Genomic DNA, 19,758 nt, shown 5'->3' with positions numbered 1-19,758 from the left:
CGATGCGCGTGACCATCCTGTATTTCGCTTCGCTGCGAGAGACCCTGGGGCGCGAGCGGGAGGAGCTTGACCTGCCATCCGAAGTCCGCACGCTGGGCGAGCTGCGCGCCTGGCTGCATGCACGTGGTGGTGAATGGAGCGTGCTGGCCCCTGGGCGCAACGTGCGTGCTGCACGCAACCAGGAGATGGCCGGGCCGGACACTGCGCTGTGCAGCGGTGACGAGCTGGCCTTCTTCCCGCCGGTGACCGGAGGCTGAGATGAGCGTGCGCGTGCAGTACGAGGACTTCGACCCAGGCGTGGAACTGGACGCGCTGGGTGCGGAGGGCGGCGCCGAGCAGGTCGGCGCGCTCGCCAGTTTTGTCGGCCTCGTGCGGGGAGGCGGCATCCGCGCGATGAGCCTGGAGCACTACCCCGGCATGACCGAGCGCGCCCTGCAGGCCATCGAGGCCGAGGCGCGCCAGCGCTGGCACCTGCATGCGGTGCGGGTGATCCATCGTGTCGGCCGCCTGCTGCCGGGCGAGCGCATCGTATTCGTCGGCGTGGCCGGCGCGCATCGCGGTGAAGCCTTCGCCGCCTGCGAATTCATCATGGATTATCTGAAGACGCGCGCGCCGTTCTGGAAGAAGGAAGAGACGGCCGAGGGCGCACGCTGGGTCGATGCGCGTGAGAGCGACGACGCAGCGGCAGCGCGCTGGGGCGACTGAGGGCTTACTGGTTGTCGGCCGGACGGTCGGTGAGCATGGGTTGCGGCGGCAACTCGCAACCCAGGTTCTGGCACACCACGCCATACACGAACACCCAGTCCGAGAAGCGCTTCTTGCCTTCGAAGTGGAACACCTCGTCGGGGAAGTTGGCGATGCGGATCGGTGTCGACTTCGACTTGCTGTAGACCCCCAGGATGCCATTGCCATCGGCCGAGCGGATCAGGCCCCAGTCGGTGCTGCCTGTCATCGGATCGAGATACAGCTTGCGCAGATGGCGCTTGGGGTTGGGGAAGCGCGGGTCACGCAGCAAGTCCTCCAGCCGACGCGGCGCGGCGGCCGGCGTGCCGGCCGGTGTGGACTCGAAGTAGCTGCGGATCGCCGCCTTGAACTGCAGGCCGACGAAGATCAGCTCATCCTCGGCCTTGCGCCGCTCAAGGATGGCACCGGTCTGCAGCGTCACGGCCGCGGTCAGCGAGATCAGCGCGATCACCAGCAACAAGCCCAGGTAGGTGAAACCGGCATGAGGCGACCGGCTGCCGGCCGCGCTCACCATTTGCGGTAGGGCACGCCGTTCAGGCCGACCAGGCGCGAGCGCGAGTAGACGTCGTACACATCCTCGCCTTCCTTGGGGTCGTCGGCCTCGCTGGCATAGGCACGTAGCCCCCAGGTCTCGGCATCCGGCAAGGTCGGGTCGTCTGCGAAGGGGTCGCGTGGAATGCGTCGCAGGAAAAATATCTTGCGCCCCTGTGCATTGCGTTGGTCCACCGCGCCCTTGACCAGGTCGTCCAGGGTCTTGGGATAGCCGCTGGTGCCAATCGACACTGCGATGATGCCCTGGTCGGCCGCGAGCTTGTAGGCATCCAGCCCGCGACGGATCTCGCGCAGGCTTTCGCGTAACTGGTTCTCCTTGACCCGTTGTACCGACACCTGCGCGATCGGCACTGCGATGCTGGCCAGCACGCCCAGGATGGCGAGCGTGATCAGCAGCTCGATCAGGCTGAAGCCGCGTGGGCGGGGGGTGTGCGGATGCATGGAAGAAAGACGGCTCACGATGCGGCGGCGCGGCATGGGTCGGGCTCGCATTGTGCCGCGAGTCCGCCGCCAGCGTCCATGCGCAGCGCGACAATCGCCGCGCGTCCGGCGCTAAGTCACAGCCCGCGGGCCGAGGGTTTGCGAGGGCGGCGAGCGCTCGCATATAGTTGCGCGCTGGGCGTGCTCGCGGCGCGTGGACGCCAGGTAGAAAGAGACGAGGGCACGCATGCCCCGCAGACAAGGAGACATGATGCAGCAGCAGTTCCGAGACAGGCTGGCCGGTGCCGGCCTGCGCGCACTCCTGGCGCTGGGCGCCGTGCTGGTGCTGGCCGCCTGCCAGCAGAAGCCCGCCGCCGAGGTGGCTGTGGCCGAGTTGGGCAGCGAGCCGCCGGCCTACCGTGCGATCGTGACCAATCCGAACCTCTTTGCGGCCGCGGCGGCGGGTGAGGGCGGCCTCGTCCTCGCCGCCGGGACCGATGGCGCCTTGTGGCGCTCGGAGGATGGCGGGCAGAAGTGGAGCATCGCCGATTCGGTGACCTCAGACCAGTTCGCCGACATCGCGCGGGTGCCCGGCCAGTCGCGTGTCGTGGCCATCGGCGGCAACGGCCTGATCGCCGTGTCCGACGATCTTGGCAAGCAATGGCGCGTGGTGCCCAGCGGGGTGCAGACGGCCTTGCGTGCGCTGTATGTCGATCCCGACGGCAAGTTGCTCCTGGCCGGTGGCGTCGGCGGCACCCTTCTGCGCTCGGACGACGGCGGCACGAGCTGGCAGGCCGTGGCCTCCGGCACCCAGGCCTATCTCGGGCGCATCGTGGCTGATCCCAAGCGCAACACCCTGCTGGCCGCGGGTGAGCACGGCACCCTGCTGATCTCGGCCGACCGTGGCCAGAGTTGGCATGCGCTCCCGGTGAACGCGGATGTGGCGATGACCGATGCGCAGTACGACGAAGTGCATGGGCAGTATCTCGTGGGCGTCGCCAACGGCCAGGTCCTGCGCTCGGGCGATGGCGGCGTGGCCTGGACGGCGGGTAGCACCGGACTGACGAACTACATCACCCGGCTCTACGTCGATGCCAAGACCAAACGCATCTTCGCGCTCACCAGCCAGGGCGAAGTGGCACAGTCGGCCGATGGTGGCGAGACCTGGACGCATACCGTCGTACCCAGCAAGACCTATCTCGCGCGCATCCTGCGTGTTGACGACAAGGGCTTGGTGATCGTCGGCGACCAGGGGACTTTCCTGCGCTCGGAAGACGAGGGCAAGAGCTGGACGCGGGTCGAGGTCCCCTGGACCAAGAGTGTCGAAACCCTGGTGCAGGATGCGCACAGCGGCGCGCTGGTGGCGCTCGGCACCACCGCGCAGATCGCGCGTTCCACCGATGGTGGCAAGAGCTGGAGCAAGGTCAGCAGTGGTCTCACGGACTATGTGCATGGCGTGACCACCGATCCGGCCAGTGGTGACTTGGTCGCGGTGGGGGCCAACCGTCTCGTGGCACGGTCGACGGATGGTGGGCGCACCTGGCAGGGCGGCGAGCTGGCCCAACTGAAAGAGGCGACCTATCTCTTTCAGGTCAGTCATGAGCCGCGCCTGAGCGGCTTGTTCGCGGCGGGCGGCCGCAGCACCTGGATGCGTTCGGCCGATGGCGGGCGCAACTGGACTTCCGACAACCCGGATGGGCCCAGCTACCAGGGCTACGTCGTGCATCCTGGCACCGGCAACGTGGTGCTGTACGGCGACAGCGGCACCCTGGCCGTGCTGGTGCCGGGCACAGCCCAGGCCCGCAAGCTGGAGAGCGGCTGGGAGAGCGCGATCTGGCGCGGCGCCATCAACCCGGGCAATGGCGAGGTCTGGGTGGTCGGCGACGACGGGCTCGTCGCGCGCTCCAGCGACGCCGGCCTGACTTGGCAGCGCCTGGCCTCGGGCAGTGATGCCAAGCTCTACATGGTCTGGTTCGACGCCAGCGGCAAGACCGTCGTGGTGATCGGCTCCAAGGGCACGATCCTGCGCTCGACCGATGGTGGCGCCAGCTTCGTCACGGTGCAGAGCGGGGTGGCGCATGGCCTCAATTCCATCCTGGCCGATCCCAAGAGCGGCGCACTGCTGATCGCCGGCGACAAAGGCACGATCCTGCGGTCCGACAATGCGGGGGAGAGCTGGACAAGCGTGCCCTCCGGCACCGAGGAACTGCTGCGCGCCCTGTCGCTCGAGCCAGGCAGCCAGGCCCTGATGCTCACCGGCCGCGGCGGCGTCGTGCTGCGCTCGGTCGATGGCGGCAAGAGCTGGACGCGCCTGCTCACCGGCACCCAGACCCGCATCAAGGCACTCGCCCCGCATACCACCACCGGCAACCTGATCGCGTATGGGGACCGCGTGGTGTTGCTGGAGCGTGTCCCCGCCGCGGGCCAGGGCGGCAAGCCGGCGGGGCAGTAACGCGGGCCAGTGCTGGCCGACACCTTCGCGTTGTGACACCTGTGTTCGCTTCGAGGGCGGTACCGGTCAAACCCGGTACCGCCCTCGTTCTGTAGAGTGGCGACTTCCCTCGTCACCAAGGACGATCCATGTCGCGCTTGTCTCTGTTCCTCTTCTCCTGCGTTGTCTTGTGGGCCGCGCCGCTGCATGCGCAGAGCGAGGCCGATCTGGTGAGCATGCGCGTGGCGGCGCTCTCGGCGCGCATGCCGCAGACGCATCCACGCCTCTTGCTGCAGCCGCAGGACCTGCCCGCGCTGCGCCGCTTCGTGGCCGAGGCGCCCGGCGGCAGCGAGCTGGCGAGCTTGCTGGGCAAGCTCGTGCAGCCCGTGCCGGCGATGATCGCCGAGCCGCAGCCGGTGCCAGCCGGCGGCAAGAAGGACGCCCGCGCCACCGAGATCTGGCGCACCGGCTACTCCCAGGCCAACCTCGCGGGCTTCACCGCGTGGCGCCAGGCCTTCCTGTTCCTGGCGCAGGAGGATGCGGCGGCCGGCCGCGAGGCGGCGCGCTGGCTGCTGCAGATCGCCAGTTGGGACGTGAATGGGGGCGTCAACATCCGCAACAACGACGAGGCCTTCATCCAGTCGCTGCGGCCGATGATCTTCGCCTACGACTGGGCCTACGAGGCGCTCACACCGCAGGAGCGCGAGACGGTGCGCGCTGCGATCCGCCTGCGCCTCGACATTTTGTGGCGCGACATCTCGCGCAAGTTCTCGCTCACTGAGCGCACGCTGCCGGACAGTTCGCTGAGCCACCCGATGCGCTTCATCTCGACCCTGGGGCAGGGCGCGCAGGCGCTGTGGGGTGATAGCCCCGGCGTCGAGAAATACTTGGCTTGGGCCTACGAGTACTACCTGCGCCAGTTCCCGGTGTGGGGCGGCGACGACGGCGGCTGGGCGGAGGGCCTGGATTACTGGGGCACCGGGCTCACCCAGCACCTGCGCTTTCTCGAAGGGATGAAGCAACTGGGTTTCGACGAACCGCTCGCCCGCCCCTTCTTCCGTCACAACGGCTACTTCGCGCTGTACAACCTGCAGCCCTACGACACCTCATCCTTCGGTGACCTTACCAACATCACCCGGCCCACGCCCAACCGCGCGCTGCTGGTCGCCAAGTACGCCCAGCTCAACCGCGACGGCTATCTCATGCGCTATGCCCGTGGGCTGTCGGAGCGCCTGCCAGACGGCAACAGCTATTACGAATTCAACGCGCTCGATTCCCTGCTGCACCTGTTCCGCGCCGCACAGGACAAGGTGGCCGAGCGCCCGCTCAGCGAACTGTCTGGTGCACGCCATTTCCGCGACATCGGCTGGGTCGCCATGCACGGCGCCTTGGGCGACAAGGAGCGGGATGTCATGCTGGCCTTCAAGAGCAGCCCGTTCGGCTCGGCCAGCCATTCGCACTCCGACCAGAATGCCTTCGTGCTGATGGCCTACGGCCAGCCGCTGGCGATCAGCTCCGGCTACCGCGACTGGTACGACAGCGCACACCACCTCGGCTGGTCGCGCACGACGCAGGCCAAGAACGCGATCCTCTTCTGCGAACAAGGCCAGCCCACCAAGGACGCCACGGCCAGCGGCCGGATTACGCGCTTCTTCAGCGGCCCGCGCTACGACTTCACCAGTGGCGACGCGACGGCGGCCTATCGTCGCCAGGCCGAGCGCGCGCTGCGCCACATCCTGTTCGTCGACCGCCGCTACTTCGTGATGCTGGATGAGCTGGCCGCGCATGAGTTCAAGACCTTCCAGTGGTTGCTGCATGCGCGCGAACGCATGGCGCTGGACGACAAGACGGCCAGCATCACCAGCAGCAAGGGCGCGGCGCAACTGCGCGTGCAGTTCCTGGCGCCCGAGGCCACTGCCTTGCGCCTGTCGCAGACCGACCAGTTCGCCGTGCCGCCCGACGCGGCTTTCGTGAAACGCATGCCCAATGAATGGCATGCGCGCGCCGAGACGACGAGCAGCAGCAAGACGCAGGACTTTCTCAGTGTGCTGATGCCCTCACGCCTGGGCGAAGCAGTACCGAACGCCACGCGCCTGCCGGCCAGCCGTGGCTATGCCTTGCAGGTGGAGCAGGGCGCGCTGCGCGACCTGGTGTTGCTGGGCGGCGAGCATGCGGGTGGCGCGGCGGCGGGCGATGCGCAACTCGACGGGCTGGCGGCGGTGGTGACGCAGCATGCGGATGGCAAGACCTGGCAGCGCTTCGTGCTGGTCGATGGCAAGCAATTGCGGGCTGCCGATCTGGGTGTCGAGGCCACGGCAAACCTGAGCATGGAAGGCGGGCAGGACGCTGAGGGCATCGTTTTGCAGATCGAGGCACCGACCGCCGCGCGCCTGAGTCTGCGCCTGCTGGCTGCGCCCCGTGTGGTGCACGGCCTGGCCGACGGGGCTTGGCAGTTCGACGTGCAGCGCGGCGTGCTGAGCCTGCAGGTCGCGACGGGGACGACCCGGGTGCGCGTGACGCGCTGAGGCGGTACATCCGGTACCGGTCGTCATTCCTGCGCAGGCGGGCATCCAGCGTCTTTCAGTCCGTACCGGAAGCGCTGTGCCCCGGACCCAAAACAAAAAGCCCGACCACGAGGTCGGGCTTTTCGCATGCGTGCGGCGAGGCGATCAGATCTTGCCCACGCCGGCGCCGTTCTTCACGATGGTCGGCACGTTGGCGGCCGGGTCCAGGGTGTAGCTGTAGTAGCTCTTCGGGTCGAAGCCCTGGCCGTTCTGCACCAGGCAATCCGAGGCACGGCATTCGCCGGTGTTCAGGTTGCTGCTGTTCCAGGTGACCTTCTTGCCGTTCCAGTACGTGATGATGCGCTTGATGCCGTCGAGGTTGTTGCCGTCGGCATGGATGTCGCACTCGACGCCGGCACCGATGAAGTAATCGGTGATGCCGTTGCCGAAGTTGTTGAACACATGGGCCTGGCCGAAGCGCACACGCGGGTGGCGGGTGTTGCTGTGGTCGAACCAGTTGTGGTGGTAGGTCGCGTGCAGGTAACCGCGGTCCTGGGCGCCGTTGTCGTCGCTATGCCCCAGCAGCATCGACTTGTCGGTGCCGATGAAGCGGTTCCATGACACGGTGACCCAGTCGGCGCCGCGCTTCACGTCCACCGAGCCGTCATAGCTCGTGTAGAAGGTGTTGTGGTCGACCCACACGTGGTGCGAGTAGCACTGGATGTTGATGCTGTCGTCCGCCGAGTTCTTGAACGAGAGATTGCGGATGATCACGTTCTCGGTCGGTGTGAACGTGCCCTTGTCGGCCAGGTCGCAGGAGTCGCCCTCGTTCGGCGGGACGAAGCCGCTGACGTTGAAGCCGAAACCGCTGATGGTGGCCGTCGAGCCGATGCCCTGGATCGTCTTGTTGGAGCCGACACGGATCATCGGGCCGGCGCCGCTGATGGTGCCGGAAACCAGCACGGTGCGCGGCGTGTTGTCGGCCACGGCGGCGACCAGCGCGGCGTAGGTCGTCACCGTGACGGTGCTGCCACCGGCGCCACCGTTGGTGCCGTTGCGGCCGGCCTTGTTGAGCGAGGCGAAGCCGATCACGCCCGGTGCGTTGCCCTGCTGTCCGCCGCTGGAAGACGAACTCGACGAGGAACTGGAGGACGAACTCGACGAGGACGAGCTGCTGGACGAAGAGCTCGACGAAGAGGAACTGCTCGACGAGCTGGAGGAGCTGGACGAGGAGCTGCTGCTCGACGAGGAGGAAGAGGACGATGAGGACGATGAGGACGACGACGAGGAACTGGCGACAGGACCCACCGAACACCAGGCCGAGCTGCTAAAGCTGTTGCTCGGGAACGCCGAGCCGGTGCATGCGAAGTTGCCGGTCTTGACGGCGTAGACGAAGGACCCGGACTTGCCCAGGGCAACGTTGCGCGTGCCGGTCATGGAACAGGTGGCGCCGGTGTTCTGCGCGCACTTGGTGTAGCCGGACGGATAGTCGGTGGCAGCCTGCGCGCCACCGACGAGCAGGCCGATGACGGCGCCCGCGGCGAGTTTGCGGATCATGGTGATGTCTCCAATGTGATTATTTTGATGTGAGCGATGGCGCGGCACGCCTCGTCCCGTTTCATGCTGGGTGGCGCAGCGCGCAGGGTCAAGCTGCGTGGCAACAGGATTCACCAAAACCGTGGAATACGTTGCAGATGGCGGCGCCAGAGGCACCAGGCAGGGCGTGGGCGCCCGGGTCAGGCGGGGTAGAGCGGGGGTTCCGACATCAGCGCGATCTGCTCGCGCAGTTCCAGTACGCGGTCCTGCCAGTAGCGTGGCGTGTTGAACCAGGGAAAGGCGGCCGGGAAGGCCGGGTCGTCCCAGCGCCGCGCGAGCCAGGCCGAGTAATGGATCAGGCGCAGCGTGCGCAACGCCTCCACGAGATGCAGCTCGCTGCGGTCGAATTCGCGAAACTGCTCGTAGCCTTCCAGCACCTTGCCGAGCTGTAGCTCCATCGCTTCGCGCTCGCCCGAGAGCAACAGCCACAAGTCTTGCACCGCCGGCCCCATGCGGGCGTCATCGAAGTCGACGAAGTGCGGGCCGGCATCGGTCCACATCACGTTGCTGGCATGACAGTCGCCATGCAGGCGCAGGCGACGGACCGGGCCGGCACGCTCGAAGCAGGCTGCTACGCCGTCGAGTGCCTGGTCGATGACGGCGCGCCAGGCCGGAAGCAACTCGCGCGGGATGAAGTCGTGTGCCAGCAACCAGTCGCGTGGCTCAATGCCGAAGCTCTGCGGGTCCAATGTCGGCCGTGCGGCGAAGCGTGTCTGTGCGCCCACGTTGTGGATGCGCGCGATGAAGCGCCCCATCCAGCGCAGCGTGTCGGCATCGTCCAGCTCTGGTGGACGTCCGCCCCGGCGCGGGTACAGCGCGAAGCGGAAGGCGCCGTGCCGATGCAGGCTGCGGCTCTCAAACAACAGCGGCGCCACGACCGGAATCTCGCGCTCGACCAGTTCCGCACAGAACGCGTGTTCCTCGCCGATGGCCTCGTCCGACCAGCGCCCGGCGCGATAGAACTTCACCACCAGCGGCGCCTCGTCCTCGATGCCGACCTGGTAGACGCGGTTCTCGTAGCTGTTGAGCGCCAGCAGGCGGCCATCGCAGCGCAGGCCCAGGCTTTCGATGGCATCCAGCGCAGCATCGGGGCTCAACTCGGCAAAGGGCGTGGTGGAGGATGTGCTCACGGCTGGGCTCGGAAAGGGTGCGTCGCAGCATAACGCAAACGGCGCTGCGGTACGGTGTTGTGGTCTGGCGGCATGCGTGGCGGATGAAACGCAAACTACAAGCCCTCTCGGGGGGGGAGGGCTTCTGGGGACGTAAGGCGTGGCCGCGATGGAGCCGCTAACCCGCCTGCGCTAAGAATGATTGCGAAGCCATTCCGCAAGGGCTTCAGGCGTAGAAATTACCTCTGCGTGGTTTTCTAGGTTTTTCGGTGTTTCGCTGACAAGATAACCCGTTGGCTTTTTGGTCTTGGCTGACACGACCCATGCATTCTGTTTGGTCTTCGGCTGGCCTGACATAACAGAGCGGGGGAGTCGTCCAACGAGTCCGCCAACTGCGCCATAGGTTGCTCTTTGAGAGTGTTTTTCCAGAGCAACGACTATGTTTGTGAGTCTGTATTCCTGTTTACTCATAACAAGCACTCCGGGTTTAAGACTGAGAGAGTCTTCGATCTAGATTCTGAATGACAAAAGCCCCCTTGCGGGGGCTTTGCATTTTCTGGCGCTACCTGGACCGGCAAGCCGGCCCGGGCGCTACATCACAGACCGAAGTACCGATCCGCGTTCTTGTAGCAGATGCCTTCGACGATGGTCTGCAACTGCTTCCAGTCCTGCGGGTATTCGCCGTTCTCGACCCAGCCGCCGAGCATGTTGCACAGGATGCGGCGGAAGTATTCGTGGCGGGTGTAGGAGAGGAAGGAGCGCGAATCCGTCAGCATGCCGACGAAGGCGCCCAGGTTGCCCAGTTGCGACAGGGCGGTGAGCTGGCGCGTCATGCCGTCCTTCTGGTCGAGGAACCACCAACCGGAGCCGAACTGCATCTTGCCGATGACCTTGCCGTCCTGGAAGTTGCCGAGCATGGTGGCCAGCACTTCGTTGTGGATGGGGTTCAGGTTGTACAGGATGGTCTTGGGCAGTTGGTCGTCCTGGTCCAGCGCGTCGAGGTAGCGGGCGATCTTGGCCGAGATGAGGTCGTCGGAGATCGAGTCCCAGCCAGTGTCCGGGCCCAGCTTCTTGAACATGCGGGTGTTGTTGTTGCGCTGTGCGCCGATGTGCAGTTGCATGGCCCAGCCGCGCTTGGCGTACTCGCGACCCAGGTGCAGCATGACAGCGGTCTTGAACTTGTCGGCATCGTCCTTGGTGATGATGCCGTTGTTCATGGCGCGCGACAGGATGGCCGACAGTTCGGTCTCCGAAGCGGGCGAGAAGAAGGCGAGGTCGATGGCGTGGTCGGAGACCTTGCAGCCGTGGGCGGCGAAGTAGTCCAGGCGCTTGTCCAGCGCCTTGGTCAGTGCGCCGAAGCTGTTGATCTGCACGTCGGCCACGGCGGAGAGCTTGCGGATGTAGTCCTGGAAACCGTCGCGGTCGATGTTGAAGGACTTGTCCGGGCGGAAGGTGGGCAGCACCTTGACCTGGAAGCCGTCGGCGGCGATGGCCTTGTGGTGGGCCAGGTCGTCCACCGGATCGTCGGTGGTGCAGATGGCTTTGACGTTGGAGCCGACCATGAGGCCGCGCGCCGACTTCTCGGGCGTGCCGATCTGGGCGTTACAGGCGGCCCACAGTTCGCTGGCGGTCTCGCCGCTGACCAGGGTCTTGACGCCGAAGTAGCGTTGCAGCTCCAGGTGGCTCCAGTGGTACAGCGGGTTGCCGATGCCCATGGGCAGCACTTCGCAGAACTTGCGGAACTTGGCTTCGTCCGGCTGATCGCCGGTCATGTAGTCCTCGGTGACGCCGGAAGAGCGCATGAAGCGCCACTTGTAGTGGTCGCCGCCGAGCCAGATTTCGGTGATGTTCTTGAACTGCTTGTTCTGCGCGATCTGATCCGGCGGCAGGTGGCAGTGGTAGTCGATGATGGGCTGGGGTGCCGCGAACTCGTGGTAGAGCTTCTGCGCGGTGGGGGTTTCGAGCAGGAAGTGCTCGTCCATGAAAGCCTTGGCCATGCTTGTCTCCAGGTGCGAAAAAATGTCAGGCTAATTCTAGATCCTGACCGCAATAGCACACAATGTGTCTGACAACTTTGTTTGATCAAACACCGGAGTAGGCGGAGAAGCCGCCATCCACGGCGATGATCGAACCGGTCACGAAACCGGACGCCTTGGGTTCGACCAGCCACAGCAGCGCGCCAATGAGCTCCTCGGCTTCGCCGAAACGCTTCATCGGCGTCTGGGCGATGACCTTCTGCGCACGCGGCGTGTAGCCACCATCTTTCTGTAGCATCAGATCGCGGTTCTGCTCAGTAATGAAGAACCCGGGGGCAATGGCATTGACGCGAATGCCGGACTGGCCCAGGTGTACCGCGAGCCACTGCGTGAAGTTGCTTACCGCCGCCTTGGCGCCGCTGTAGGCGGCAACCTTGGTGAGCGGGCGGTAGGCACTCATCGATGAGATGTTGATGATGCTGCAGCCTGCGCGGCCCACCATGTGGCGCGCGAAAACCTGAGAGGGCAGCAGGGTGCCCATCAGGTTGAGGTCGAACACGAACTTGAAGCCTTCCATGTCGAGGTCGAAGAAGCTCGAACTGGCCGCGTCCTTGCCCGCGGTCTCGGCATCGAAGTACTCCTGCCCGGTGACGCCCTTCGGGTGGTTGCCACCCGCTCCATTGATCAGGATGTCGCACGGCCCGTAAGTGCTGGCGATCTCCTCTGCAGCCGCCTCCAGCGCCTGGCGGTTGAGCACGTCGCAGGACATGCCCTTGGCGACGCCACCCTCGGCGACGATGGCCTCGGCCAGACGGTCGGCCTTGGCCTTGTCGCGGCCGATGATGACCACCTTGGCGCCGCACGCGGCGAGCGCCTTGCACATGGCGGCACCGAGAATGCCGGCGCCGCCGGTGACGACTGCTACTTTGTTGTTCAGATCAATGGAGAAGGGCAGGCTCATGCGGGAGTCGTTTCCTTGGCGGGTTTGGGAGGAACGAACTTGGTGATCGCCTCCCAAAGTCCGTTCAGGTAAACGGCCCCCAGCGCACGGTCATACAGGCCATAGCCGGGCTTGCCGGTTTCGCCCCAGATCATGCGGCCGTGGTCGGGCCGGACGTAACCCTCAAAGCCTACCTCATGATAGGCCCGCAGGATGCGCGCCATATCAAGCGAGCCTTCGCATGACAGGTGGGCGGACTCGAAGAAAGTGCCGTCCTCTTCCACCGCGACATTGCGCAGGTGGCCGAAGGGGATGCGGTTCATGCCGCCGAATTCACGCACCAGGGACTCGATGTTGTTGCACAGGTCGGCACCCAGCGAGCCGGAGCACAGGGTCAGGCCGTTAGCGGGCGAGTCGACGATCTTCACCAGGCGCATCAGGTCGTCGCGGTTCTTGACGATGCGCGGCAGGCCGAAGATGGGGCGTGGCGGATCATCCGGATGCATACCCATGCGGATGTTGGCTTCCTCGGCGACCGGGATGATCTTCTTCAGGAAGTATTCGAGGTTGCCCCACAGCGTTTCTTCGCTGACGGCCTTGTACTCGTCCAGCACCTTCTTCAGCTCTTCAGGCTTGTAGCTGGCATCCCAGCCGGGCAGCGAGATGCCCTTCTCCGGATCGATTTCAGCCACTTGGGCGGCGTCGAAGGCGAGGGTGAAGGAACCGTCCGGTAATTGCTTGGCCATCTCGGTACGCGTCCAGTCGAAGACCGGCATGAAGTTGTAGCAGACGACCTTTACGCCGACGGCAGCACAGTTGCGGATGTTCTGGCAGAAGTTGTCGATCAGGCGGTCGCGGGTGGGCTTGCCGAGCTTGATGTCTTCATGCACGGGGATGCTTTCAACCACGTCGAACTTCAGACCGGCGCCCTCGATGCGATCGCGCAAGGCCTGCAGTTTTTCAAGCGGCCAGACTTCGCCGACGGGCACGTCGTAGATGGCGGACACGATGCCATACATGCCGGGAATCTGGCGGATGTACTCAAGCTTGACGGGATCGGATTCGCCGTACCAGCGGAAGGTCATTTTCATGCGTGACTCCTTGTCATCAAAGGGATGGTGACTTGTATGGTAGTCTTGTATGGCAGTTTGTCAAGAATCTTGTCAAGAGCGGCTTCGCGTATAGTCTGGGCGTCATTTGAACACCGAGCGTGACAGGGACGGAGAACATGGGTTTACGAGACAACAATAGCCCAGCAACAACAGAAGAAGGCTTTCCGAATGGTGCCATCGGCACCAGTCTGCACGAGCGTCTGCGTGACGCCATCGTGTCCGGCGGCTTGCACCCGGGGCAGGCCTTGTCCGAGAGTGAGATTGCGGCGCGCTATTCGGTGAGCCGGCAACCGGTGCGCGAAGCCTTTATCCGCCTGGCCCAGGAGGGGTTGGTGGCGGTGCTGCCGCAGCGCGGCACTTTCGTGCTGAAGATTTCGATCAAGGAAGTGATGGATGCGCGCTTCGTGCGTGAGGCCATCGAGGAGGCCCTGGTCCGCGAGGCCGCGGCGCAGCGCCCGTCGGGCTTGGTGGACAGCCTGCGTGAGCTGGTCGATGCGCAGAGCAAGGTGGCGGCGGGTGACAACGCGAGCTTCCTGGCGCTGGACGAGGCGTTCCATCGGCAGATTGCGAATTCCCTGGGGCGCCAGCGTGTGTGGCGAGTGGTCGACCAAGCCAAGGCGCAGATGGACCGCGTGCGCTTCCTCAGTTACGAGGCGGCGACGCCACCGGGGCGCCTGATCGAGCAGCACAGTGCGATCATCGACGCCATCGAGGCGGGTGACCCGCAGGCCGCGTCCGATGCGCTGAAGCGGCACATGAGCGAGATCCTGACTTCCCTGCCCGTGCTCGCCGAGCGCTTTCCCGGCATGTTCCAGAACTGACTTCCTGCCACTCCACTGGATGGGGGATGCCGGCGCGCCCCGAAGGGCACGCCGGCACGGCAGCAGGTGGAGGACTACCGCCGTTTAACCTTGCAGCAACTGCAGCACTTGCTGGGGCAGGGCATTCGCCTGCGCCAGCATGGCCGTGCCTGCCTGTTGCAGGATCTGGGAACGCGACAGATTGGCTGTTTCCTGCGCGAAGTCGGCATCGACGATGCGCCCGCGCGCGGCGGCCTGGTTCTCCACCGCGATCTGCAGCGAGGAGATCACCGCCTGGGTGCGGTTCATCGCCGCACCGAAGCCGGCGCGCGTGGTGGTGATCGTGTTGATCGCCGCGTCCAGCGCGGTGATCGCAGCCAGTGCGCTGGAGCCGGTCGAGCCGGAAATGTTGATCGTGGCGGTGTCGATGCCCAGCCCGCCCACGCTGGAGGCGCCGCGCAGGTTGGCGGTCGCCACCGTGATCTGGTCGTTGGACGTGGTGCCGGCACCGACCTGGAAGGTGAAGGTTGGGGCGGTCGTGCCCAGCAACTCCACGCTGTTGAACTTGGTGGCCAGGGCCAGGCGATCCACTTCGTTGGCCAGGGCCGAAAACTCCACCTGCAGGTTGGCGCGGTCGCCCGAGTTCAGCGTGCCGTTGGCAGCTTGCACGGCCAGCTCGCGCATGCGCTGGATGTTGTCCGAGATCTGCTGTGCGCCGCCGTCGGCCACCTGCATCAGGGAGATCGCATCGTTGGCGTTGCGGATGGCGACGTTGAAGCCGCGCACCTGGGAGTTGATGCGCTCCGAGATGGCGAGGCCGGCCGCGTCGTCCTTGGCGCTGTTGATGCGCAGGCCTGAAGACAGGCGCTGCAGCGAGGTGGCCAGGGAGTCGTTGGTGCCCGAGAGATTTCTCTGGGCGTTCAACGACGGCACGTTGGTGTTGATGGTCATTGCCATGATTCATTTCCTCCACGGAAGTGCGGTACTGCTGCCGTACCCAGACGTCATGCCTGGCGCGGCCCGGCAAGCCCCGCACGCCCGCCGGAAACTGAAGTGGTGATGCCTTAGCCTTGCAGCAGTTGAAGCACCTGCTGGGGCATCGCGTTCGCCTGTGCCAACATGGCCGTACCGGCCTGCTGCAGGATCTGCGAGCGCGACAGATTGGCCGTTTCCTTCGCGAAGTCGGCATCGACAATACGTCCGCGTGCGGCCGCCTGGTTCTCCACCGCGATCTGCAGCGAGGAGATCACTGCCTGGGTGCGGTTCATCGCCGCACCGAAGCCGGCGCGCGTGGTAGTGATCGTGTTGATCGCCGAATCCAGCGAGGTGATCGCGGCCTGCGCCAGCGTGGCCATCGTGATGTCGATGGTGCTGCCGATGCCGACCACCGAGGCCAGCAGGTTGGCCGAGGTCACCGAGATTTGGTCGTTCGCCGTGGTGCCGGCGCCGACCTGGAAGGTGAAACTGGCGGCGGAATCGCTCAGCAGCGCGACGCTGTTGAACTTGGTCGCCGCTGCCAGGCGCGAGACTTCGTTTTGCAGCGCGGCGAACTCCACCTGCAGGTTGGCGCGGTCGCCCGAATTCAGCGTGCCGTTGGCGGCCTGAACGGCCAGCTCGCGCATGCGCTGGATGTTGTCCGAGATCTGCTGTGCGCCACCGTCGGCCACCTGCATCAGCGAGATGGCGTCGTTGGCGTTGCGGATGGCGACGTTGAAGCCGCGCACCTGGGAGTTGATGCGCTCCGAGATGGCGAGGCCGGCCGCGTCGTCCTTGGCGCTGTTGATGCGCAGGCCTGAAGACAGGCGCTGCAGCGAGGTTGCAAGGGAGTCGTTGGTGCCCGAGAGATTTCTCTGGGCATTCAACGACGGTACGTTGGTGTTGATAGTCATTGCCATGATTCGATCCTCCACGGATGCGGAAATTTCATTCGCGCCGAGCGCGGTGCGCCCGTTGCGAATCGCCACTACTTCCGCAGGTAACTGGCGAGCCACGAAGAATGACTGACAATGACAAATGCATTGACCGCACTCCGTTGCAGGCTCTCTATTGCGAAGAGCGTGCCAGTTCTGAAATTGCCGGGAAAACCCGTGCTTTTTCCCTCTGGAAGGGGGTTTTCAGGGGGCTGACAACGCGCAGGGCGGGAGCTCTTGCCGGTCTGGCTGCGAGTTTCGCCGCCCGGGGCGGCAGACTTTGCCGGTCGCTGGAGACAAAAAAGCCCGCCGTGCAGGCGGGCCCGGTGGCTGGCGAGGCCCCTGACTTATTGCAGTAACTGCAACACCTGCTGGGGCAGGGCATTGGCCTGCGCCAGCATGGCCGTGCCGGCCTGTTGCAGGATCTGCGAGCGCGACAGACTGGTGGTCTCCATGGCGAAGTCGGCATCGACGATGCGTCCGCGCGCGGCGGCCTGGTTCTCGACCGCGATCTGTAGCGACGAGATCACCGCCTGCGTGCGGTTGATGGCTGCGCCATAGCCGGCGCGCGTGGTGGTCAGCGTGTTGATCGCTGCGTCCAGCGAGGTGATCGCCGCCTGTGCCAGCGTGGCCATCGTGATGTCGACGGTGCTGCCGATGCCGACCACCGAGGCCAGCAGGTTGGCCGAACTCACCGAGATCTGGTCGTTGGCCGTGGTGCCGGCGCCGACCTGGAAGGTGAAGCTGGCAGTGGAGTCGCTCAGCAGCGCGACGTTGTTGAACTTGGTGGCCGCCGCCAGGCGTGAGACTTCGCTTTGCAGGGCAGAGAATTCCACTTGCAGGTTGGCGCGGTCGCCCGAGTTCAGCGTGCCGTTGGCGGCCTGGACGGCCAGTTCACGCATGCGCTGGACGTTGTCCGAGATCTGCTGCGCACCGCCGTCGGCCACCTGCATCAAGGAGATCGCATCGTTGGCGTTGCGGATGGCGACGTTGAAGCCGCGCACCTGGGCGTTGATGCGTTCGGAGATGGCGAGACCGGCGGCGTCGTCCTTGGCGCTGTTGATGCGCAGGCCTGAGGACAGGCGCTGCAGCGAGGTGGCCAGCGCATCCTTGGTGCCGGACAGATTGCGCTGCGCGTTGAGCGAAGCCACGTTGGTGTTGATCGTCATTGCCATGAGGGTCTCCTGATCGGGTCCGATGCGCGGGCAAAGCGCGTGCAGCCGCACGCAGGGGCGCGTTGCGGTCCTCGCCCTGCAGGAGTCGTGCCAATGTCATTTTGTGTGAAACCCGCCGCCGTCCTGGCCGCAGGGGCGGGACACGACGTGGATTCTTGCCGCCGGGGCGGCAAATCCAGGGCCTGTGGCAGGCAGGATTTGCCGCGCCGCGTGTGGTTCAGCGTGGCTTGAGCGGGGTGCTGGGTAGGAGGCGCACAATGCGCTCGCCGACCAGGAGCAGGCTGCCGTCCTGCGGGTTGAAGGCCAGGTTGCGCAGATGGCGCGCGGTATGGGTGGGCAGGGCCTGCCATTGGCGGCCGGCATCGGAGCCGCGCAACAGGGTGCCCGCCGCGCCGACGATCAGTACGTGGCCGGTGCCGGGCTCAAGGGCGGCCGCGCGCAGTTCGGCTGTGGTGCCGCTCGTCACGCCCAGCCAGCTCTTGCCACCATCTTCGGAGCGCAGGATCAGCCCGTTTTCGCCGAAGGCCAGCAAAGCCCGCCCGCGCGGTTCTTCGATCATGCGCCGCAAGGCGACCTCGCCGCCCGCATGGGCGCGGCTCCAGTTCGCCCCCTCGTCGGTGGAGCGCAACACGGTGCCCCCCTTGCCGAGGGCGAAACACTGCTTGCCGCGCGCTTCGCACCAGGCGCCGTACAGGTCATCGGCGAAACCGCTGTCGGTGATCTGCCAGGCGCTACCACCGGGGCTGCCGCGCAGGATCAGCCCCTTGCTGCCGACGGCCACGATGTGCCCATTGCGGCTCAGTGCGCCATGCCAGATCTCGCGGCCATTCAGGTTCACTGCTTGCGCGGCCCAGGTCTGGCCATCGTCGGTGGAGGTCTTCAGCGCGCCGAAGGCGTCGAGCGCGATGACGGTCTTGCGTTCGCGATCGACCAGCAGGTGCACGATGGCCTCGCCCTGTTCCAGCTTGGCCGCATGCGTGGCCTGCCAGGTCTCGCCGGCGTCGGTGGAGCGCATGATCGTGCCGGGCGGGCCGGCGGCCAGCAGGGTCTGGCCGTCCGGGCCGGCGACCAGCGCACGATAAGCCGGCGGCGTATTGGGGTCGGGATAGGTGATGTCGGGGGTGAGCCAGTCGGCGCCCTGGCCGTTGCCGCGATACAGGCTGCCGAATTCGCCGGTCGTGACCACTGCCGAGCCCTGGGCCACGAACAGCGCGTCGCGCTGGTATTCGGGCAGACCGACGAGGGCGGTCTGCCACACTTCGCCGGCATTCTGCGAACCCAGCATGTAGCCGCCCTTGCCGGGCACGGCCATGGTCTTGCGCGCCGGATCGTAGATCAGGGTGGCGAAACTGACCGGGATGCCCGGGGGCAGCGCCTCCTCCCAGTGCTGGCCGCCGTCGATCGAGCGCAGCATGCTGCCCTGGTGGCCCACGGCGACCAGGTTGCGATTGCTCTCGTCGAAGCGGATCGCCGAGAGATAGGTGCGGCGCCCGCCGAACTCCGTCTGCACCAGTCGCCAGTTGCGTCCGCCGTCGGTCGAGCGCGCCACTTCGCCCAGGTGGTTGCTCACCACGATGGCGCCGGACACGGGGTCGAGCGCACTGTCGGTGAAGAAGCCCTTGGTGGCGAGCTGGTGAACCTGCCATTGCTTGCCATTGTCATCGGTATGCAGGAGGCGGCCGAGCCCGCTGCGCGCCAGCAGAATCTTGCCGTGGCGGTGGAAACCCGCCACCGGCGTGTCGATCGGCATCTGCTGCAGAACCCAGTTCTCGCCGCCGTCGGTGGAGCGGCCAAGCAGACCCTGCTCGCCACCCAGCCACAGCGATTGTGAGGCGGCATCGTAGAACAGGCTTTCCAGCTTGATCGGGCGCGCCGCGCGCTGGCTCTTCCAGGTCTTGCCCGCGTCGCTGGAGCGGGTGATCACGCCCTGGGTGCCGGCGGCGATCCACACTTTGCGCTGGCTGTCGTAGGCAATTGCCTGCAGGCGTACGTCGGGCTGCGGCTCGCCGACAGCCTGCCAGGTCTGGCCCGAATCCTCCGAGCGCAAGATGCCGCCTTGCTCACCGACCACCAGGGTGACGCCTTCTGCAGTCGCGCCGCGCACGAGGTCTGTCGTGGCTGGGCTGCGGGCAGGGTGCCATTGCAAGGGATCGGTTGCGCGCAGGATGCTGCCATCGCTGCCCCAGGCCAGCATGACGCCGTTTTCGGGGATGACCAGACCGTCGACCAGTTCGGGATTGACCACCTCGGCGCGATACTCCGGGGGCGGGCGGTCGAAGCGTTCGCCAGGCGTGCAGGCGGACAGGCCCAGCCCGGCCGCCAGGGCCAGCCAGGCGAAGCGGCGCAGGCCGCCGGCGCCGCTGTCGCTCAGCGCGTTGAAATTGACTCGCATCGTGTCTCCATCATTCTTGTGTGGGCCACTTGCCGGGCGGGCAGCGGCCTCTGGTGCCGGATTGTGCCGCGATGGCGGCGGTCGTGCGGGGCCGACC

17 protein-coding genes are annotated in these 19,758 nt (G+C 65.8%); 5 read left to right on the top strand and 12 right to left on the bottom strand.

Going from position 1 to position 19,758, the window contains the following annotated elements:
* Positions 1-2 precede the first annotated feature (2 nt).
* Both moaD and moaE read left to right on the top strand, forming a co-directional pair.
* On the top strand, positions 3-257 hold the full coding sequence (gene moaD / locus NMB43_RS12205; protein ID WP_494348436.1) for a molybdopterin converting factor subunit 1: 255 nt from the start codon (positions 3-5) through the stop codon (positions 255-257).
* A 1-nt stretch (position 258) separates the two neighbouring features.
* On the top strand, positions 259-705 hold the full coding sequence (gene moaE, locus NMB43_RS12200) for a molybdopterin synthase catalytic subunit MoaE (RefSeq protein ID WP_494348435.1): 447 nt from the start codon (positions 259-261) through the stop codon (positions 703-705).
* Positions 706-709: 4 nt separating this feature from the next.
* Here moaE and NMB43_RS12195 read toward each other — a convergent pair whose 3' ends face one another.
* Positions 710-1,258, bottom strand: a complete 549-nt coding sequence (locus NMB43_RS12195; protein ID WP_494348434.1) for a type II secretion system protein — start codon at positions 1,256-1,258, stop codon at positions 710-712.
* Positions 1,252-1,773 (bottom strand): type II secretion system protein, encoded by a 522-nt coding sequence (locus NMB43_RS12190; protein WP_494348433.1) that lies wholly within the window; start codon positions 1,771-1,773, stop codon positions 1,252-1,254. The genes NMB43_RS12195 and NMB43_RS12190 overlap by 7 nt, the downstream gene beginning before the upstream one ends.
* A 190-nt stretch (positions 1,774-1,963) precedes the next feature.
* Here NMB43_RS12190 and NMB43_RS12185 point away from each other — a divergent pair, with 190 nt between their 5' ends.
* Positions 1,964-4,168 (top strand): WD40/YVTN/BNR-like repeat-containing protein, encoded by a 2,205-nt coding sequence (locus NMB43_RS12185; protein WP_494348432.1) that lies wholly within the window; start codon positions 1,964-1,966, stop codon positions 4,166-4,168.
* Between the two features lie 128 nt (positions 4,169-4,296).
* Positions 4,297-6,672 carry a heparinase II/III domain-containing protein gene (locus tag NMB43_RS12180; protein WP_494348431.1) on the top strand — a complete coding sequence of 792 codons (2,376 nt, stop codon included), beginning with the start codon at positions 4,297-4,299 and terminating at the stop codon, positions 6,670-6,672.
* 144 nt (positions 6,673-6,816) lie between these two features.
* Here NMB43_RS12180 and NMB43_RS12175 read toward each other — a convergent pair whose 3' ends face one another.
* The 6 genes from NMB43_RS12175 to uxuA form a co-directional block, all read right to left on the bottom strand.
* The gene (locus NMB43_RS12175; protein WP_494348430.1) at positions 6,817-8,208 is read right to left on the bottom strand and encodes a pectate lyase family protein; all 1,392 of its coding nucleotides are present in this window, start codon (positions 8,206-8,208) and stop codon (positions 6,817-6,819) included.
* Between the two features lie 179 nt (positions 8,209-8,387).
* On the bottom strand, positions 8,388-9,377 hold the full coding sequence (locus tag NMB43_RS12170) for a serine/threonine protein kinase (protein WP_494348429.1): 990 nt from the start codon (positions 9,375-9,377) through the stop codon (positions 8,388-8,390).
* Between the two features lie 171 nt (positions 9,378-9,548).
* Positions 9,549-9,827, bottom strand: coding sequence for a hypothetical protein (locus NMB43_RS12165; protein ID WP_494348428.1), 279 nt, complete (start codon positions 9,825-9,827; stop codon positions 9,549-9,551).
* A gap of 125 nt (positions 9,828-9,952) precedes the next feature.
* Entirely contained in the window at positions 9,953-11,353 is a 1,401-nt protein-coding gene (gene uxaC / locus NMB43_RS12160) for a glucuronate isomerase (protein ID WP_494348427.1), read from the bottom strand.
* 85 nt (positions 11,354-11,438) lie between these two features.
* Complete coding sequence (locus tag NMB43_RS12155) at positions 11,439-12,293, bottom strand: SDR family oxidoreductase (RefSeq protein WP_494348426.1); 855 nt, start codon at positions 12,291-12,293, stop codon at positions 11,439-11,441.
* On the bottom strand, positions 12,290-13,363 hold the full coding sequence (gene uxuA, locus NMB43_RS12150) for a mannonate dehydratase (protein ID WP_494348425.1): 1,074 nt from the start codon (positions 13,361-13,363) through the stop codon (positions 12,290-12,292). Before uxuA ends, NMB43_RS12155 begins: the two co-directional genes overlap by 4 nt.
* A 137-nt stretch (positions 13,364-13,500) precedes the next feature.
* Between uxuA and NMB43_RS12145 the strand changes: the two genes are divergently transcribed.
* Positions 13,501-14,205 (top strand): GntR family transcriptional regulator, encoded by a 705-nt coding sequence (locus NMB43_RS12145; RefSeq protein ID WP_494348424.1) that lies wholly within the window; start codon positions 13,501-13,503, stop codon positions 14,203-14,205.
* Between the two features lie 84 nt (positions 14,206-14,289).
* Here NMB43_RS12145 and NMB43_RS12140 read toward each other — a convergent pair whose 3' ends face one another.
* From NMB43_RS12140 to NMB43_RS12125, 4 genes are all read right to left on the bottom strand, one after another.
* Positions 14,290-15,141 carry a flagellin N-terminal helical domain-containing protein gene (locus NMB43_RS12140; protein WP_494348423.1) on the bottom strand — a complete coding sequence of 284 codons (852 nt, stop codon included), beginning with the start codon at positions 15,139-15,141 and terminating at the stop codon, positions 14,290-14,292.
* Positions 15,142-15,248: 107 nt separating this feature from the next.
* A complete protein-coding gene (locus NMB43_RS12135; RefSeq protein WP_494348422.1) occupies positions 15,249-16,079 on the bottom strand; it encodes a flagellin N-terminal helical domain-containing protein in 831 nt (276 codons plus the stop codon).
* Between the two features lie 362 nt (positions 16,080-16,441).
* Positions 16,442-17,269 carry a flagellin N-terminal helical domain-containing protein gene (locus NMB43_RS12130; RefSeq protein ID WP_494348421.1) on the bottom strand — a complete coding sequence of 276 codons (828 nt, stop codon included), beginning with the start codon at positions 17,267-17,269 and terminating at the stop codon, positions 16,442-16,444.
* 217 nt (positions 17,270-17,486) lie between these two features.
* On the bottom strand, positions 17,487-19,661 hold the full coding sequence (locus NMB43_RS12125; protein WP_494348420.1) for a WD40/YVTN/BNR-like repeat-containing protein: 2,175 nt from the start codon (positions 19,659-19,661) through the stop codon (positions 17,487-17,489).
* Positions 19,662-19,758 lie beyond the last annotated feature (97 nt).

It is taken from the genome of Uliginosibacterium sangjuense (genome assembly GCF_059132465.1).
Note: the sequence above shows the minus strand (reverse complement) of the source record. Positions and strands in the feature narration are given on the sequence as shown.

Coding starts and splice junctions, on each gene's coding strand:
- NMB43_RS12185 (WP_494348432.1), top strand. CDS start 1,964: ATGCCCCGCAGACAAGGAGACATGATGCAGCAGCAGTTCCGAGACAGG.
- NMB43_RS12140 (WP_494348423.1), bottom strand. CDS start 15,141: ATGGCAATGACCATCAACACCAACGTGCCGTCGTTGAACGCCCAGAGA.
- moaD (WP_494348436.1), top strand. CDS start 3: ATGCGCGTGACCATCCTGTATTTCGCTTCGCTGCGAGAGACCCTGGGG.
- NMB43_RS12125 (WP_494348420.1), bottom strand. CDS start 19,661: ATGCGAGTCAATTTCAACGCGCTGAGCGACAGCGGCGCCGGCGGCCTG.
- moaE (WP_494348435.1), top strand. CDS start 259: ATGAGCGTGCGCGTGCAGTACGAGGACTTCGACCCAGGCGTGGAACTG.
- NMB43_RS12135 (WP_494348422.1), bottom strand. CDS start 16,079: ATGGCAATGACTATCAACACCAACGTACCGTCGTTGAATGCCCAGAGA.
- NMB43_RS12175 (WP_494348430.1), bottom strand. CDS start 8,208: ATGATCCGCAAACTCGCCGCGGGCGCCGTCATCGGCCTGCTCGTCGGT.
- NMB43_RS12130 (WP_494348421.1), bottom strand. CDS start 17,269: ATGGCAATGACGATCAACACCAACGTGGCTTCGCTCAACGCGCAGCGC.
- NMB43_RS12180 (WP_494348431.1), top strand. CDS start 4,297: ATGTCGCGCTTGTCTCTGTTCCTCTTCTCCTGCGTTGTCTTGTGGGCC.
- NMB43_RS12155 (WP_494348426.1), bottom strand. CDS start 12,293: ATGAGCCTGCCCTTCTCCATTGATCTGAACAACAAAGTAGCAGTCGTC.
- NMB43_RS12165 (WP_494348428.1), bottom strand. CDS start 9,827: ATGAGTAAACAGGAATACAGACTCACAAACATAGTCGTTGCTCTGGAA.
- NMB43_RS12190 (WP_494348433.1), bottom strand. CDS start 1,773: ATGCCGCGCCGCCGCATCGTGAGCCGTCTTTCTTCCATGCATCCGCAC.
- NMB43_RS12195 (WP_494348434.1), bottom strand. CDS start 1,258: ATGGTGAGCGCGGCCGGCAGCCGGTCGCCTCATGCCGGTTTCACCTAC.
- uxaC (WP_494348427.1), bottom strand. CDS start 11,353: ATGGCCAAGGCTTTCATGGACGAGCACTTCCTGCTCGAAACCCCCACC.
- NMB43_RS12145 (WP_494348424.1), top strand. CDS start 13,501: ATGGGTTTACGAGACAACAATAGCCCAGCAACAACAGAAGAAGGCTTT.
- uxuA (WP_494348425.1), bottom strand. CDS start 13,363: ATGAAAATGACCTTCCGCTGGTACGGCGAATCCGATCCCGTCAAGCTT.